This window comes from Pseudoduganella aquatica, from assembly GCF_009857595.1.
GTDB lineage: Bacteria > Pseudomonadota > Gammaproteobacteria > Burkholderiales > Burkholderiaceae_D > Rugamonas > Rugamonas aquatica_A.
Window position 1 is genome coordinate 1 of the sequence record NZ_WWCU01000025.1, and the last position, 14,961, is coordinate 14,961.

The window sequence follows — 14,961 nt, forward strand, 5'->3', positions numbered from 1 at the left end:
CCTGCCGCACGCGGCGGCCGCGCAGCCGGGCGAGCTGCTGGCGGCGGCGCGCGCCATCGCCTGGAACCAGCCGCCGCGCGGCCTGCGCCAGTTGTTCGTCGACATTTCCGCGCTGGTCGAATCGGATCTGCGCACCGGCATCCAGCGCGTGGTGCGCAGCGTGCTCAAGGCGCTGATCGACGCGCCGCCGCCCGGCTGGCGCGTCGAGCCGGTGTACGGCGACGGCGGCAACCGCCCCTACCGCTATGCGCGCCGCTACATGCTGCAGCAGCTGGGCCTGGCCGATCCCGGCCTGGAGGACGCGCCGCTGGCGCTGCGCCCGGACGACGTCTTCCTCGGCCTGGATCTGTACACCAACGGCACCGCGCAGAACCGGGCGCAGCTCATGGCCATGCGCCAGCAGGGCGTGGCGGTGCATTTCGTGGTGTACGACGTGCTGCCCATGCTGCGCCCGGACTGGTTCCCCTTCGGCACCCAGGACTACTTCGGCGACTACCTCGACACGCTGTCCGAGGTGGCCAACGGGGTCGTGTGCATCTCGCGCGCGGTGGCCGACGAGCTCACCGGCTGGATGGCCGAGCGCCCGTGGCGGCGCCAGTCGCCGCTCAAGCTGGGCTATTTCCACCTGGGCGCCGACATCGACGCGAGCAAGCCGAGCTTCGGCCTGAGCGAGAACGCCGAGCAGGTGTTCGCGGCGGTGGCCGCCCGTCCCTCGCTGCTGATGGTGGGCACGCTGGAGCCGCGCAAGGGCCATGCCCAGGCCCTGGCCGCGTTCGACCTGCTGTGGCAGCAAGGGGTGGACGCCAACCTGGTCATCGTCGGCAAGGAGGGCTGGATGGTGGAGCAGCTGGCCAAGCGCCTGCGCAGCCATCCGGAGCGCGAACAGCGCCTGTTCTGGCTGGCCGGCGTCTCCGACGAAATGCTGCTCAAGCTGTACCAGAGCTGCAGCGGCCTGCTGGCCGCCTCCGAGGGCGAAGGCTTCGGCCTGCCGCTGATCGAAGCGGCCCAGCACGGCATCCCCATCCTGGCGCGCGACATCCCGGTATTCCGCGAAGTGACCGGCGCGCACGCCCATTATTTCCGGGCCGCCGACGCGGCCCAGCTGGGCGCGGCGCTGACCGAGTGGCTGGCCCTGCTGGCCGACGGCAAGGCGCCGGGCTCGGACGGCATGCCCTGGCTGAAATGGCAGCAGAGCGCGCAGCAATTGGTGGACGTGGTGGTGGGGCAGCGCTGGTACCGCAGCCTGACGCAAGACCAGCGCGCCGCGCCGCCCAAACCAGAAGTCCATGAGTAATCAAAGTGCTAAGATGAGCGTCTACGCAACGGCGCCCGCGGCACTTTCCAACCAGTATCGGAACCCTGACATGCAACAAATTAACAACCTCTCGACCCGTTTGACCCAGCACCAGACCCAGATCAAGGCCGCCATGGACCGCGTCATCGCCAGCGGCTGGCTGGTGCTGGGACCGGAAGTGAAGCGCTTCGAGCAAGACTTCGCGGCCTGGCTGGGCGCGGCGCACTGCGTCAGCCTGGCCAACGGCACCGACGCCATCGAACTGGCGCTCAAGGCGCTGGGCGTGCAGCCGGGCGAGCGCGTGGCCACCGTGGCCAACGCCGGCATGTACACCACGCTGGCCATGCTGGCCGCCGGCGCCGAGCCCTTCTTCATGGACGTGGACCTGGACACGCGCGGCGCCACGCTGGCCGAAGTCACGCGCGCGCTGGACGCGGGCGTGAAAGCGGTGGTGGTGACCCACCTGTACGGCCTGGCCCTGCCGGAAATCAAGGCCATGGCGGCGCTGTGCGCCGCGCGCGGCGTGCCGCTGCTGGAAGACTGCGCGCAGGCGCACGGCGCCACCGTGGACGGCCAGCGCGTGGGCACCTTCGGCGACGCCTCCACCTTCAGCTTCTACCCGACCAAGAACCTGGGCGCGCTGGGCGACGGCGGCGCCGTCGTCACCAGCCGCGCCGACGTGGCCGCCACCGTGGGCATGCTGCGCCAGTACGGCTGGACCGCCAAGTACAAGGTGGAACTGCCGGCCGCGCGCAACAGCCGCCTGGACGAGCTGCAGGCGGCCATCCTGAGCGAATTCCTGCCGCTGCTGGACGCGGCCAACGCGCGCCGCCGCGACATCGCCGCGCGCTACCGCGCCGGCATCGCCCACGCGCAGGTGCAGACCCCGGCCGACGCCGGCGCCGCCTCCGTGGCCCACCTGTACGTGGTGCGCAGCCCGAACCGCGACGCGCTGCGCGAGCACCTGAAGGCCAATGCCATCGGCTCCGACGTGCACTACCCGATTCCCGACTACGCGCAGCCGGTGCTGGGCGCGCGCTTTGCCGGCGTCAAGCTGGCCAACACCGAGACGCTGGCGCGCGAGATCCTGACGCTGCCGTGCTACCCGGAAATGACCGACGCCGAAGTGGACGCGGTGATCGCCGCCGTCAACAGCTGGCAGGCCTAAGCGGCATGGGCAGCATGAAGTTTTCCGTCGTCATTCCGGTCTACAAGAACGAGGAGTCGATCCCGCGCCTGCTGGCGGCCGTGCAAGGCATGAACCAGGCGCTGGACGGCCGGCTCGAAGCCGTGTTCGTGGTGGACGGCAGCCCGGACCAGTCCTTCGCGCTGCTGCGCGACGCCCTGCCCACGCTGCCCTTCGCGGCCCAGCTGCTGGCGCATTCGCGCAATTTCGGCTCCTTCCCCGGCATCCGCACCGGCCTGCAAGCGGCGCGCGGGGAATACTACGCGGTGATGGCGGCCGACCTGCAGGAACCGCCCGAGCTGGTGGTGGAATTCTTCCAGTCGCTCGAGCGCGACGAGTGCGACGTGGCCATCGGCACCCGCACCACGCGCCAGGATCCGCTGCGCTCGCGCCTGGCCTCCAGCCTGTTCTGGGGCATGTACCGCCGCCTGGTGGTGCACGACATGCCCGAGGGCGGCGTGGACGTGTTCGGCTGCAACCGCGCCTTCCGCGACCAGCTGCTGCAGCTGGAGGAATCGCGCTCCTCGCTGATCGCGCTGATCTTCTGGCTGGGCTACCGGCGCAAGCTGGTGGCCTACGAGCGCCAGGTGCGCCAGGAAGGCAAGTCGGCCTGGACCTTCAGCAAGAAGCTGGACTATATGATGGACAGCATCTTCGCCTTCACCGACTATCCGATCCGCATGCTGGTACGCATGGGCGCGATCGGCTCCATGCTGTCGATCGGCCTGGGCCTGCTGGTGGCCGGGGCGCGCCTGAGCGGCGCCATCGACGTGCCCGGCTATGCCGCCACCATGCTGGTGGTGCTGCTGTTCGGCACCCTGAACCTGCTGGGCCTGGGCCTGGTGGGCACCTACGCCTGGCGCGGCTACGAGAACAGCAAGCAGCGTCCGCTGGCCGTGGTGGCCGCGCGCCTGAGCCATACGCCGCCGGCGGCCGCGCACAGCGCCGCCGCGCCGCATCCCCTGACAGAAGGAGTTTCCTCATGACCTTGACCGTTTCCGACAAGGCCGGCTTTTACTCGCCGGTCAGTTTCCTGAGCCGCACGCCCGAACAGCTGGGACCGGACTGGCTGGGCGAACTGGCGGCCGACCTGGCCGCCGGCAAGGCGCAGCTGTTTGAAGGCCGCCAGGACCAGGGCAGCGCGGGCGTGCAGATAGTCTACCGCGCGCTGCCGTGGGACACCGATTTCTTCGGCACCGCCACCTTCCGCGTCGACTACACGGCGGCCGCTCCGGGCACGCCGTTCAGCGCGCTGCAGGCGGCCTTCGCCGGCCTGCGCGCCCACCTGGCCGCGCAGGCCCCGGCGTTTTACCTGTTCGCCGAAGTGCCGTCGGAAGACACGGCCGCCATCGCCGGCATGAGCGGCGCCGGCTACCGCCTGATCGAAACCCGCCTGACCTGCTTCCGCGACGACCTGCAGCGCTTCGACGCCAAGGGCGCCGCCGCCGTGCGCGGCGCCACCGCGGCCGACATCCCGGCACTGCGCGTGGCCGCCGCCCAGGCCGTCAACCACTATGACCGCTTCCACGCCGACGACTTCTTCAGCGCGCAGCAGGCCGACGACTTCCTGGCCGTGTTCGTCGAGAACTCGGTCAAGGGCTATGCGGACGAAGTCATCGTGCCGGCCGACGGCCCGGCCGACGCCTTCCTGACCGGCAACTACGTGACGGCCCCGGCCGCGCTGGGCGGCCAGAAGCTGGGCCGCATGGTGCTGTCGGCGGTGACGCCGGCGCGGCGCGGCTGGTACGTCAAGCTGATCGGCGCGCTGAGCGCCAAGTTCCAGGCCGCCGGCGTGGGCACCGCCTTCATGACCACCCAGGCCACCAACCGCGCCGTGCTCAAGGTCTGGGCCCACCATGGCTACCGCGTCGGACGCAGCAGCCATATCTTCTCCACTTACAGCCGAGGCTAATATGCAGCACAGCTCCTCCCCTTCCGCCGTGGTGCACGACGGCGCCCAGGTCGACGCCAGCGCCCAGCTGGGCGACTACGTGGTGGTCTACGGCGGCGCCGAACTGGCCGCCGGCAGCGCCGTGGCCGGCTTCACCCAGGTGTGGCCGGGCGTGCGCCTGGAAGCCGGCGCCAGGCTGGCCGCCGGCGTGACGCTGGAGCGTCCCGACGAGGCCAGCGGCCACACCGTGTTCGGCACCCACAGCAAGGTCGGCGCCGGCGCCACCATCTGCGCCGGCGTCAAGGTCGGCCAGGGCGCCGTGGTCGAGGCCGGCACCGTGGTGAGCCACAGCGTGCCGCCCTACGCCATCGTGTCCGGTTCGCCGGCGCGCATCGTCGGCTACGTGGAAACGCTGAGCCAGTCCGAGCGCCCGAACTGGCACCGCCAGGCCGAATTCCCGGCCACCCAGTCCACCGTGCCGCTGGGCGTGGGCGGCGTGACGCTGCACCGCTTCAAGGCCGTGAAAGACCCGCGCGGCGACTTGTCGGTGGGCGAATTCGCGCGCGAGATCCCGTTCGAGCCCAAGCGCTACTTCCTGGTCTACAACGTGCCGACCGAGAAGACGCGCGGCGAGCATGCGCACCATAAATGCCACCAGTTCCTGATCTGCGTCAAAGGCAGCTGCGCGGTGGTGGTGGACGACAACGCCTCGCGCTGCGAGGTGCTGCTCGAGTCGCCCGACCAGGGCATCTACCTGCCGCCGCTGACCTGGGGCATCCAGTACAAATATTCGAGCGACGCGGTGCTGCTGGTGTTTACCTCCGACTACTACGAAGCGGCCGACTACATCCGCAACTACGACGAGTTCTCGGCCGTGGTCGGCGCGCAGAAGGCAGGCTGAGTGGGCCGGCGGGCAGTACTGGCGCGCTGGGCGCGCTTTGTGGCCGGCGGCGCCATCAACACCGGCTTCAGCTACGGCCTGTATCTGCTGCTGGCCCTGGCCCTGCCCTATCAGGCGGCCTATCTGCTGGCCTACGCGGCCGGCGTGGTGTTCTCCTACTGGTTCAACGCCGTGGTGGTGTTCCGCGTGCCGCTGTCGTGGAGCGGCTTCCTGGCCTTCCCGCTGGTGTACGCGCTGCAATACCTGATCTCGGCCGCCCTGCTCGGCCTGCTGGTCGAATGGCTGCAGGTGCCGCACAAGCTGGCGCCGCTGGCGGTGGCCGCCTGCATGGTGCCGCTCAGCTACGCCATCAGCAAAATGGTGCTGGCATGGTCGGCGCGCCGCAGCGCGGCCGCCGCTACGATACAAACAACGGAAACTGAATGACTAACTATCACAATGGCGGCGCCGCGGACGCGGCGCTGCTGGCGCCGCAATCGCTGGGCGCCTTGATGCGCGCCGAATGGCGCTGGTGGCTGCCCGGCGCGGTCCTGTGCTTCTTCCTGGCCAGCCTGGTCACGGTCGGCTGGCCGCAGGGCCTGCTGCCCGACCTGAACGTGCCGTATTGGTATGTCGGCGACGGCCTGAGCCATTCCTGGCTGATGAAGCGCCTGATCGAGGGCTGGGCGCTGCACAACGACCACAGCGGCTATCCCTTCGGCTCCGACTTCCACGACTACCCGGGCGCCGACGTGGGCAGCCTGGTGCTGATGAAGCTGCTCGGCCTGATCAACGGCAATTTCGCCACCGTGTTCAATCTGTACTACCTGCTCAGCTTCAGCGCCGCCTTTGCCAGCGCCTTCCTGGTGCTGCGCGCGCTGCGCCTGGAGCGTCCTTACGCGGCCGCCGCCGCGCTGCTGTTTACCTTCATGCCCTTCCACATGATGCGCCTGTCGCATCTGTTCTACACCTGGTACTTCGTGGCGCCGCTGTATTTCTACGCGGCCCTGCGCATGGCCGAGGGCAAGCTGTTTGAAGGCAAGCTCCGCGGCAGGATGCGCCCCACGCTGCTGGCCGGCGCCGGCCTGATGGTACTGGCCAGCTTCGGCGTGTATTACGCCCTGTTCGGCGTGCTGGTGTTCGGCGCCGTGGCGCTGGCCGGCCTGTGCCGGGGCGAGTGGCGCAGCGTGCGCGCCGCCGCCGTCGCCACCGCCTTCGTGGTGCTGGGGATCGTGCTCAACATCGCGCCCAACCTGGCCTACCAGCGCGCGCACGGCGCCAATGCGGAAGTGGCCAACCGCGGCATCGCCAATGCCGAAGTGTACGGCCTGAAGCTGATGCAACTGATACTGCCGCGCGGCGGCCACCGCAGCAGCACGCTGAACGGCCTGGCCGACATGTATGCGCAGAATATGCCGCTGGTCAATGAAAACAGCACTGCCGCGCTGGGCCTGCTGGGCGGCGCCGGCTTCCTGGCGATGCTGGGCGTGCTCCTGGCCGCCACGGCTGGCCGGCGCATGGACCGGCGGCTGACCCTGCTCGCACTCATCGTCACCCTGCTGTTCCTGTTCGGCACCATCGGCGGCCTGGGCGCGCTGTTCTCCATGACCATCTCGTCCTCGATCCGGGGCTGGAACCGCATCAGCGTGTTCATCGGCTTCGGCGCGCTGGCCGGCCTGATGCTGCTGCTGCAGGGCTGGCTGGCCGGGCGCCTGCAAGGACGCCGCCTGGCGCTGGGGGCGGGGGCGCTGTGCGCGCTGCTGGCTGGCGCCGGCATGTGGGACCAGTCGGGCGCAGTCTGCACCGGCTGCCGTGCCCAGCTCAAGCAGGAGTTCCAGCAAAACCAGGACTTCGTGCGCGCCATCGAAGCGGCGCTGCCGCGCGGCGCGGCGATTTACCAGCTGCCGTATATGCCGTTCCCGGAAGTGCCGCAGCTGCACCAGATGTCGGTGTACGACCACATGCGCGGCTATCTGCACTCGAAAGAATTGTCTTGGAGCTACGCCGGCATGAAAGGCCGCGAAGGCGACCTGTTCTACCGCCACCTGGACAGCCAGCCCATGGCGCAGCAGCTGGCCACCATCGCCAAACTGGGCTTTAGCGGCATCTACCTGAACCGGGACGGCTACGCCGACCAGGGCGCGGCAGCGGTGGCCGAGCTGAGCGCGCTGACCGGCGCGCCGCCGGCGCTGGCGCGCGCCGACGGCAAAGTGGTGTTCTTCCGCGTGCCGGCCCCGGCCACGCCACCGCTGGCGGTGGCCGGCAAGAGCGCGCGCCAGATCATCCGCAGCCTGTACGGCGGCCCGAACGGCGTGCTGAACACGCCGGCGGCGCTGGCTGCGGGCATCCGCTTCGCCGATCCGGCCTATCCGGTGATCGTGGCGGCCGCGCGCGGCCTGTCGGTGGCCGAAGGCTGGGGCCGCTGGTCGGATGCCGTGCTGAGTCCAACGGTGCAGATCGATTTCCTGGAGCCGCTGGAGAAGCGCTTCACGCTGGCCCTGACGCTGCAGCCCTTCGGCCCCAACACCGGGCAGCCGCTGACCGTGCGCATCGGCAAGCAGAGCCACAGCGTGGTGCTGCAGCCCGGCCAGCAGACCTACCGCCTGCCGTTCGACCTGGGCGCGGACCGTGCCGACCGCCTGGAACTGGTGCCGCCGCACCCGGTGTCGCCGCAGTCGATAGGCGCCGGGCCGGACGGCCGCCGTCTCGGCATCGGCCTGATCCAGATCAGCATCACGCCCTAAGCCGGCGCGGCGCCGCCGCGGCGCCAGCCGCGCATAAAAAAAGCGCCGGACGAGATCATCGTCCGGCGCTTTTTTATTGACGCTGCGCGTTTCAGAGCTTGCGCAGGCCGCCCAGCAAGGCGGCGAGTTTCTGCTTGGGCTTGCTGCTCACCGGCAGCGGGGCCGGCGCCGGCGCGCTGCTCTGGGCCGGCTCGTAGGGCTTGAGGAACCACGGATCGACCTTTTCGCGGCGCGGCATCGGGCCGGAGCTGGAACGGCTGCGTTCCGGGCGCGCGCCGGCGTAGCTGCCGCCGGCGCTGCTGCCGCCGCCGTTGCTGCGTTCCGGCGCAGCGCGCGTTTCGCCTTCCGGACGGCGGCTGCTGCCGTGGCGGCGTTCGCCGTGGCGCTCGTCGCCGCGCGCGGACGACGGCGCGAAGCCGTCCAGTTCGCCGCGCTTGATGGTCTGCTTGATCAGTTTTTCAATGTCGACCAGCAGGCGCTCGTCCTTGTCCGAGTAGATCGAGATGGCGTCGCCCGAGGCGCCGGCGCGGCCGGTGCGGCCGATGCGGTGCACATAGTCTTCCGCGTTGTAGGGCAGGTCGTAGTTGATGACGCAAGGCAGGTCGGAAATGTCCAGGCCGCGCGCCGCCACGTCGGTGGCCACCAGCACGTCGATCTCGCCCTTCTTGAACGATTCCAGCGCGGCCATGCGTTCCTGCTGCGTCTTGTCGCCGTGGATGGCGGTGGCTTTCATGCCCTCCTGCTCCAGGCTGCGCGACAGGCGCGAGGCGCCGATCTTGGTGTTGGAGAACACGATCACCTGCTTGAGCTCGCGCTGGCGCAGGATGTGGGCGACCAGGTCGCGCTTGTGCTCTTCGCTGACTTTGTACACCACCTGGGTCACGCGCTCGGCGGTGGCGTTGCTGCGCGCCACTTCGATCAGCTGCGGATCCTTCAGGAAGCTGTTGGCCAGCTTCTTGATCTCGCCCGAGAAGGTGGCCGAGAACATCAGGTTCTGGCGCTGCTTGGGCAGCAGGTTGATGATGCGCTGCAGGTCCGGCAGGAAGCCCATGTCCAGCATGCGGTCGGCCTCGTCCATGACCAGCATCTGCACCTGGCCCAGCGAAATATTCTTCTGCTCGATGTGGTCCAGCAGGCGGCCCGGCGTGGCGATGACGATCTCGACGCCGGCCTTCAGGGCCACGGTCTGGCCCTTCATGTCCATGCCGCCGAACACCACGCAGGAGCGCAGCGGGGTGAATTTGCAGTAGGCGGCCACGTTCTCGGCCACCTGCACCGCCAGCTCGCGGGTCGGGGTCAGGATCAGCGCGCGCACCGGATGGCGCGCGGGCGACATGGAGCTGTTGGCGGTGGCCAGCAGCAGCTGGATGATGGGCAGCGAAAAACCGGCGGTCTTGCCGGTGCCGGTCTGGGCCGCGCCCATCACGTCGCGCCCTTGCAGCACCACGGGGATCGCTTGCGCCTGGATCGGCGTCGGGTGGACGTAGCCTTGCGCGGTCAGCGCGCGCAGAATGTCGGGCGACAGGCCAAAATCGGCAAAGCGGACCTGCTCGGCAGCTTCGGTAGCGGCGGCCGGGGCGGCAGCGGGGACGGCTTCTGGCGTGGAAATGTTCTCGATGTCGGACATAAATTTTTCAATAAACAGCAAAATCCGCGCGAAGCGGCGAGGCGGGAGGACAGCAGGGCGGGGCCAGCTTGCGCGGATACAGGATACAAATTCAGCGGCCTACACGATACCCTAAATTTCCGCCACTGTACACGGAAACAGTCGCTTTCCCGCGATTCTGTTACATGAATGAAATGTATAATGGCAATGATGGCAACCCCCTTCCTCCCCCTTTTTCAGCGCCCCCGCTGGCCGCGCTGGCAGCAGCTGCTGGCCGCCCTACTCCTTCTGGGTATCTGCGGCCTGGGCTGGCCCCAGCCGCCGGCGCACAGCGCCCCGCCCTCGCTGCGCTTCAAGAAACTGGGGCCGCTGGACAATGACGAGCCGTCCATGCTGTCGCTGCTGCAGGACCGCCAGGGCTTCGTCTGGATAGGCACCCACAGCAACGGCCTGTACCGCTATGACGGCTACCGCGCCGTCAAGTTCGCCCACGCCCGTAACGAAGCGCGCAGCCTGCCGCACGACCGCGTGGCCGCCATCTACGAGGACCAGCGCGGCCGCCTGTGGGCCGGCACGGCCAACGGCCTGGCGCGCTACAACCCGGACAGCAACGATTTCACCGTCTTCGCGCCGCCCTCCGGCCCGGCCAACCGCCTGATCGTCAAAAACATCATCTCCGACGGCAAGGACGGCATGTGGGTGGGCACCTGGGGCGGCCTGCAGCATTTCAACCCGGACAGCGGCAAATTCACCGTCTACGCGCACGACGCGGCCCAGCCCGGCAGCCTGGGCAGCAACGACCTGAACGCGCTGGCGCTGGACAAGGACGGCGGCCTGTGGGCCGGCACCTGGCCCGGCGGCGTGGACTACCTGGCGCCCGGCGCCACAACCTTCCAGCACTACCGGGTGGACAGCGCTGCCCAGCCCGACAGCCGCAGCAACATCGTGCGCGCCATGCAGTTCGACCGCGACGGCACCCTGTGGCTGGGCACCGAGGCGGGCGTGCTGAGCCAGCCAGCCGGCCAGCCCTGGGCGCCGCGCAGGCCGGCCGCCAGCCCGTCCAGCCGCATCACCAGTTTCTATGTGGACCAGGCCCAGACCCTGTGGGCCACCACGCTGTCGGCCGGCCTGCTGCGCTGGAATCCGGATAAGGCCAGCTTCGACCAGTACCAGCACCAGGCCAGCGATCCCTATTCGCTGCCGGGCAACAATCTGCGCGCCATGCTGCAGGACCGGGGCGGCATGCTGTGGGTGGCCTCGTTCACCGACGGCATCAGCCTGGCCAACCTGAACAGCCGTGGCTTCCGCCGCCACGTGCCGCACCGCCTGGACCAGGGATCGCTGTCGACCAACGCGCTGCTGGCGCTGGCGGCGGCGCCGGACGGCAAGGTCTGGCTGGCGGCCAATCTGGGCCTGAGCCTGTACGACCCGGCCAGCGGCGCCGTGCTGCAAAGCTACCGCGCGGACGGCAAGCCGGGCGCCCTGAGCCACGACATCGTCTACAGCCTGTACCAGGATGTGCCGCAGGGCCAGGGCAAGGACGCGGCCGGGCCGCTGTGGGCCGGCACCGCCAACGGCCTGAACCGGCTGGGGCCGGACGGCCGCTTCCAGGTAATCCGCTTCGGCAACACCGCCAGCGACTACATCAACGCCATCGCGCCCGGCCGCGACCATGTGCTGTGGCTGGCCACCGGCAACAGCCTGGTGCGCTACGACAGCAAGCGCGGCAGCCACCACATCTATTACAACGACCCGGCCGACCCGGCCAGCCGCAGCGTCAACGGCACCTCGGCGGTGCTGGAGGACCGGGCAGGCCGCGTGTGGGCTGGCTCGGAGTGGAACGGCGGCGGACTGGACATGCTGGACCCGGCCACCGGCAAGTTCCGCCACCTGCGCCATGCGCCGGATGCCAGCAAGGACGGCGGCCAGCCCTCGCTGTCGGACGACAACGTCTCCAGCCTGCACGAGGACGCGGCCGGCCGACTGTGGGTGGGCACCGCCAAGGGCCTGGACCTGGTGACGGTGGCGGCCAGCGGCGCGCTGCGGGTGCAGCCCTACGCGGCGGCGGTCGGCTCGGGCAAGGTGCTGGCCATCCGCAGCGACCAGGACGGCATGATCTGGGCCAGCACCATCGCCGGCCTGTACCGGCTGGACCCGGCCAGCGGCAAGGTGGAACGCTACAGCCCGGCCGACGGCCTGACCGACGGCTACACCACCAACTCCTCGGCCAACGGCAGCGACGGCACGCTGTACTTCGGCGGCGTGCACGGCATGACCGCCGTCACGCCGCGCAGCGTGCGCAGCGACACCGTGGCGCCGCAGGTGGCCATTACCGACATCACCGTGTTCAACCGTTCGCTGGGCGAAGGCCAGCGCAGCGAGGGCGCCGAGCTGCAAGGCCCGGTGACGGCGCCACGCGTGTTGACCCTGTCGGCCCAGGCCTCGGTGTTTTCGATAGAATTCGCGGCGCTGCACTACACCGATCCCGGCCAGAACCGCTACGCCTACCAGTTGGCCGGCTTCGACCGCGACTGGGTGCTGGCCGACGCCTCGCACCGCAACGCCAGCTACACCAATCTCTATCCCGGCACCTACACCTTCCGCGTGCGCGCGGCCAACCACCGCGGCGTGTGGAGCGCCGAGCCGGCCAGCATGACCATAGTCATCACGCCGCCGTTCTGGCAGCGCTGGTGGTTCCGCGCCGGGCTGGGCCTGCTGGTGCTGGGCGGCCTGCTGGCCGCGCACCGCTGGCGCATCCGGCGCCTGACGCGGCGCCAGGCCGAGCTGGCCGCGCTGGTGACGGCGCGCACCGCCGCGCTGGAGGAATCGAACCGCAAGCTGGCCGCGCTCAGCACCACCGACGGCCTGACCGGCGTGCGCAACCGGCGCGGCTTCGACGAGGCGCTGGCGGCCGAATGGCGGCGCGCCGCGCGCACCGGGCAAACGGTGGCCCTGTCGCTGCTGGACGTGGACCACTTCAAGAAGTATAACGACCACTACGGCCACCTGGCCGGGGACACCTGCTTGCGCACGGTGGCCGAACTGATCACCAAGCACGGGCGCCGCAGCACCGACCTGGTGGCGCGCTACGGCGGCGAGGAATTCGCGCTGCTGGCGGCGGCCACCAATGCGGCCGACGCGTTCGGCGTGGCGCAGGATATCTGCGCGGAGCTGGCCAGGCTGGCGCTGCCGCACGCGGACGCGCCGCTGGGCATCGTCACCATCAGCATCGGTGTGGCGGTGCTGGCGCCGACGGACGACAATACGGAGGAAATGCTGGTGGCGCTGGCCGACCAGGCGCTGTACCGCGCCAAGGAGAAGGGCCGCAACCAGGCGCTGCTGGCACTAGGAATGGAATGAACGAGATGACTGAAACAACGCTGGATGCGGAAGACCCGCGCCCGGAACCGCCGCAGCCGCCCGAACCGGGCGACTGCTGCCATAGCGGCTGCGCTTATTGCGTGGACGATATGTACCAGGATGCGCTGGACAAGTACCGGGCCGATTTGAAGGACTGGCAGGCGCGCCATCCTTGAGGACGCGCACTGCGGCGGGTTACGCGCCTTGCGCTAACCCGCCCTACGCGTTTCGGCGGCAGCGGTTTTAGAACTCTTCCCATTCGTCGGCGGCGGGCTTGGCCGGCGCCTTGACGGCGGCGCGCGCAGGCGGCAGGGCCTTGGCAGGGGGCGGACTGACCGCCCTTGCCGGCGCTGCCGGCGCGGCCTTGCGCGCGCGCGGCGGCGCTTGCGTGGCGCTGGCGGCCATGGCGCTGGCGCTGAGCTTGAAGGCGCTGACCACCTGGCTCAGGTGCGCGGCCTGGTCCATCATCGATTCGGCGGCGGCGGCGGCCTGCTCCACCAGGGCCGCGTTTTGCTGCGTCACCTGGTCCATCTGCACGATCGCCGTATTGACCTGCTCGATGCCGCTGCTCTGCTCCTGGCTGGCCGCCGTGATCTCGGACATGATGTCCGTCACGCGCGTGATGCTGGCCACGATTTCATCCATCGTGGCGCCGGCCTGGTCCACCAGGCGCGAGCCGGCGTCCACTTTTTCCACCGAATCGCCGATCAGGGTCTTGATGTCCTTGGCCGCCGCCGCCGAACGCTGCGCCAGGTTGCGCACCTCGGACGCCACCACCGCGAAGCCGCGCCCCTGCTCGCCGGCGCGCGCCGCTTCCACGGCGGCGTTGAGCGCCAGGATATTGGTCTGGAAGGCAATGCCGTCGATGACCGCGATAATGTCCACGATCTTGCGCGACGATTCATTGATGGAGGCCATGGTGCCCACCACCTGCCCCACCACGTCGCCGCCCCGGACGGCAATGCCGGAGGCCGACTGCGCCAGCTGGTTGGCCTGGCGCGCGTTGTCCGCGTTCTGCTTGACGGTGGAGGTCAGCTCCTCCATCGACGAGGCGGTCTCCTCCAGCGAACTGGCCTGCTGCTCGGTGCGCGAGGACAGGTCCTGGTTGCCCGAGGCGATCTGGCCGGACGCGGTGGCGATGGTGTCGGTGCCGCTGCGCACCTGGGCCACCAGCGACTGCAGGCTGCCCGTCATGTCCTTGAGCGCGCCCATCAGCTGGCCGGTTTCGCACTGCGACTTGACCTCAATCTCCTGCGTCAGGTCGCCGCCGGCCACCTGCTTGGCCACCGACACCGCTTCCTGCAAGGGACGGGCCACGATGCGCGCCACCCACAGCGCCAGCAGCATGCCCAGCACCACGGTGGCCACCAGCAGCACCACGATAATCAGGCGCGAATTGTTGTAGGTGGCGGTGGCCGCGTCGCTGGCGGCGTCGCCGCCGTCCACATTGAGCTTGACCAGCTTGTTGAGCTTCTCGCTCAGCGCGGTCATGACCTGCGCCGAAGTGCCTGTGGCCAACGCGCGCGCCTCATCCTTGAGTCCCTTGCGCGAGGCCTCCACCAGCTTGGGGTTCTCGGCCACAAATTGCTGCCACTCGGTCACGAAGGCATCGTACTGGGCTTTTTCTTCCGGGCTGGAAATGAGTTTCTGATAGCGTTCGCTGTCGGCCTTGAAGGTGGCCAGCGTGTCGGTCATGCGCTTTTCGTAGGTGTCGTACAGCTTCTCGTCATTGCCCAGGATGTGGGCCAGCTGCCAGCGGCGGAAATCGCCCAGGTCGACGCGCAGCGCCATCACGGCCTGGACGCTGGGCATCCAGTTTTGCGCCAGGTCGTCCGACGCCTGGTTGATGCGGCCCATGGCGGCGATGGCGTTGAAGCCCAGGATCAGCGACAGGATCTGCACTGCGCCGAATGAGACGATCAGTTTGGTGGCGATTTTGAGGTTGTAAAACCATTTCATGGCATCTCCCTGGCTATCTGTCCGGAGATCCAGTATAGACC

The 14,961-nt window shown here is 69.2% G+C and carries 11 protein-coding genes; 9 read left to right on the forward strand and 2 right to left on the reverse strand.

All coding sequences use genetic code 11. From position 1 onward, the window contains the following. The 7 genes from GTP77_RS19845 to GTP77_RS19875 all read left to right on the forward strand — a co-directional run. Positions 1–1,294, forward strand: a 1,294-nt coding sequence (locus GTP77_RS19845; RefSeq protein WP_161073885.1) for a glycosyltransferase family 4 protein, incomplete at its 5' end; no start/stop codon positions are given. Between the two features lie 70 nt (positions 1,295–1,364). Next, complete coding sequence (locus tag GTP77_RS19850) at positions 1,365–2,462, forward strand: DegT/DnrJ/EryC1/StrS family aminotransferase (protein ID WP_161073886.1); 1,098 nt, start codon at positions 1,365–1,367, stop codon at positions 2,460–2,462. A gap of 14 nt (positions 2,463–2,476) precedes the next feature. Further along, entirely contained in the window at positions 2,477–3,466 is a 990-nt protein-coding gene (locus GTP77_RS19855) for a glycosyltransferase family 2 protein (RefSeq protein ID WP_161073887.1), read from the forward strand. Then, positions 3,463–4,392, forward strand: coding sequence for a GNAT family protein (locus GTP77_RS19860; RefSeq protein WP_161073888.1), 930 nt, complete (start codon positions 3,463–3,465; stop codon positions 4,390–4,392). The genes GTP77_RS19855 and GTP77_RS19860 overlap by 4 nt, the downstream gene beginning before the upstream one ends. Position 4,393: 1 nt before the next feature. Further along, positions 4,394–5,272: a WxcM-like domain-containing protein gene (locus GTP77_RS19865; protein ID WP_228893756.1), complete on the forward strand. Its 879-nt coding sequence runs from the start codon at positions 4,394–4,396 to the stop codon at positions 5,270–5,272. Further along, positions 5,273–5,698, forward strand: a complete 426-nt coding sequence (locus GTP77_RS19870; protein WP_228893757.1) for a GtrA family protein — start codon at positions 5,273–5,275, stop codon at positions 5,696–5,698. Continuing rightward, positions 5,695–7,995, forward strand: a complete 2,301-nt coding sequence (locus GTP77_RS19875) for a DUF7024 domain-containing protein (protein ID WP_161073890.1) — start codon at positions 5,695–5,697, stop codon at positions 7,993–7,995. The genes GTP77_RS19870 and GTP77_RS19875 overlap by 4 nt, the downstream gene beginning before the upstream one ends. A gap of 91 nt (positions 7,996–8,086) precedes the next feature. Here the strand turns inward: GTP77_RS19875 and GTP77_RS19880 are convergent, their stop codons facing one another. Beyond that, the gene (locus tag GTP77_RS19880; protein ID WP_161073891.1) at positions 8,087–9,622 is read right to left on the reverse strand and encodes a DEAD/DEAH box helicase; all 1,536 of its coding nucleotides are present in this window, start codon (positions 9,620–9,622) and stop codon (positions 8,087–8,089) included. Positions 9,623–9,802: 180 nt separating this feature from the next. Here GTP77_RS19880 and GTP77_RS19885 point away from each other — a divergent pair, with 180 nt between their 5' ends. Both GTP77_RS19885 and GTP77_RS19890 read left to right on the forward strand, forming a co-directional pair. Beyond that, positions 9,803–12,961: a ligand-binding sensor domain-containing diguanylate cyclase gene (locus GTP77_RS19885; RefSeq protein ID WP_229202268.1), complete on the forward strand. Its 3,159-nt coding sequence runs from the start codon at positions 9,803–9,805 to the stop codon at positions 12,959–12,961. Then, positions 12,958–13,137, forward strand: a complete 180-nt coding sequence (locus GTP77_RS19890) for an oxidoreductase-like domain-containing protein (RefSeq protein WP_161073892.1) — start codon at positions 12,958–12,960, stop codon at positions 13,135–13,137. The genes GTP77_RS19885 and GTP77_RS19890 overlap by 4 nt, the downstream gene beginning before the upstream one ends. A gap of 67 nt (positions 13,138–13,204) precedes the next feature. On the opposite strand, the gene GTP77_RS19895 is transcribed toward GTP77_RS19890, so the two are convergent. Next, on the reverse strand, positions 13,205–14,920 hold the full coding sequence (locus GTP77_RS19895) for a methyl-accepting chemotaxis protein (protein ID WP_161073893.1): 1,716 nt from the start codon (positions 14,918–14,920) through the stop codon (positions 13,205–13,207). Positions 14,921–14,961: the final 41 nt, after the last annotated feature.

Excerpts from the sequence above, each read along its gene's own strand:
- GTP77_RS19850 (WP_161073886.1), top strand. The coding sequence starts at position 1,365 with ATGCAACAAATTAACAACCTCTCGACCCGTTTGACCCAGCACCAGACC.
- GTP77_RS19855 (WP_161073887.1), top strand. The coding sequence starts at position 2,477 with ATGAAGTTTTCCGTCGTCATTCCGGTCTACAAGAACGAGGAGTCGATC.
- GTP77_RS19860 (WP_161073888.1), top strand. The coding sequence starts at position 3,463 with ATGACCTTGACCGTTTCCGACAAGGCCGGCTTTTACTCGCCGGTCAGT.
- GTP77_RS19865 (WP_228893756.1), top strand. The coding sequence starts at position 4,394 with ATGCAGCACAGCTCCTCCCCTTCCGCCGTGGTGCACGACGGCGCCCAG.
- GTP77_RS19875 (WP_161073890.1), top strand. The coding sequence starts at position 5,695 with ATGACTAACTATCACAATGGCGGCGCCGCGGACGCGGCGCTGCTGGCG.
- GTP77_RS19880 (WP_161073891.1), bottom strand. The coding sequence starts at position 9,622 with ATGTCCGACATCGAGAACATTTCCACGCCAGAAGCCGTCCCCGCTGCC.
- GTP77_RS19885 (WP_229202268.1), top strand. The coding sequence starts at position 9,803 with ATGGCAATGATGGCAACCCCCTTCCTCCCCCTTTTTCAGCGCCCCCGC.
- GTP77_RS19890 (WP_161073892.1), top strand. The coding sequence starts at position 12,958 with ATGAACGAGATGACTGAAACAACGCTGGATGCGGAAGACCCGCGCCCG.
- GTP77_RS19895 (WP_161073893.1), bottom strand. The coding sequence starts at position 14,920 with ATGAAATGGTTTTACAACCTCAAAATCGCCACCAAACTGATCGTCTCA.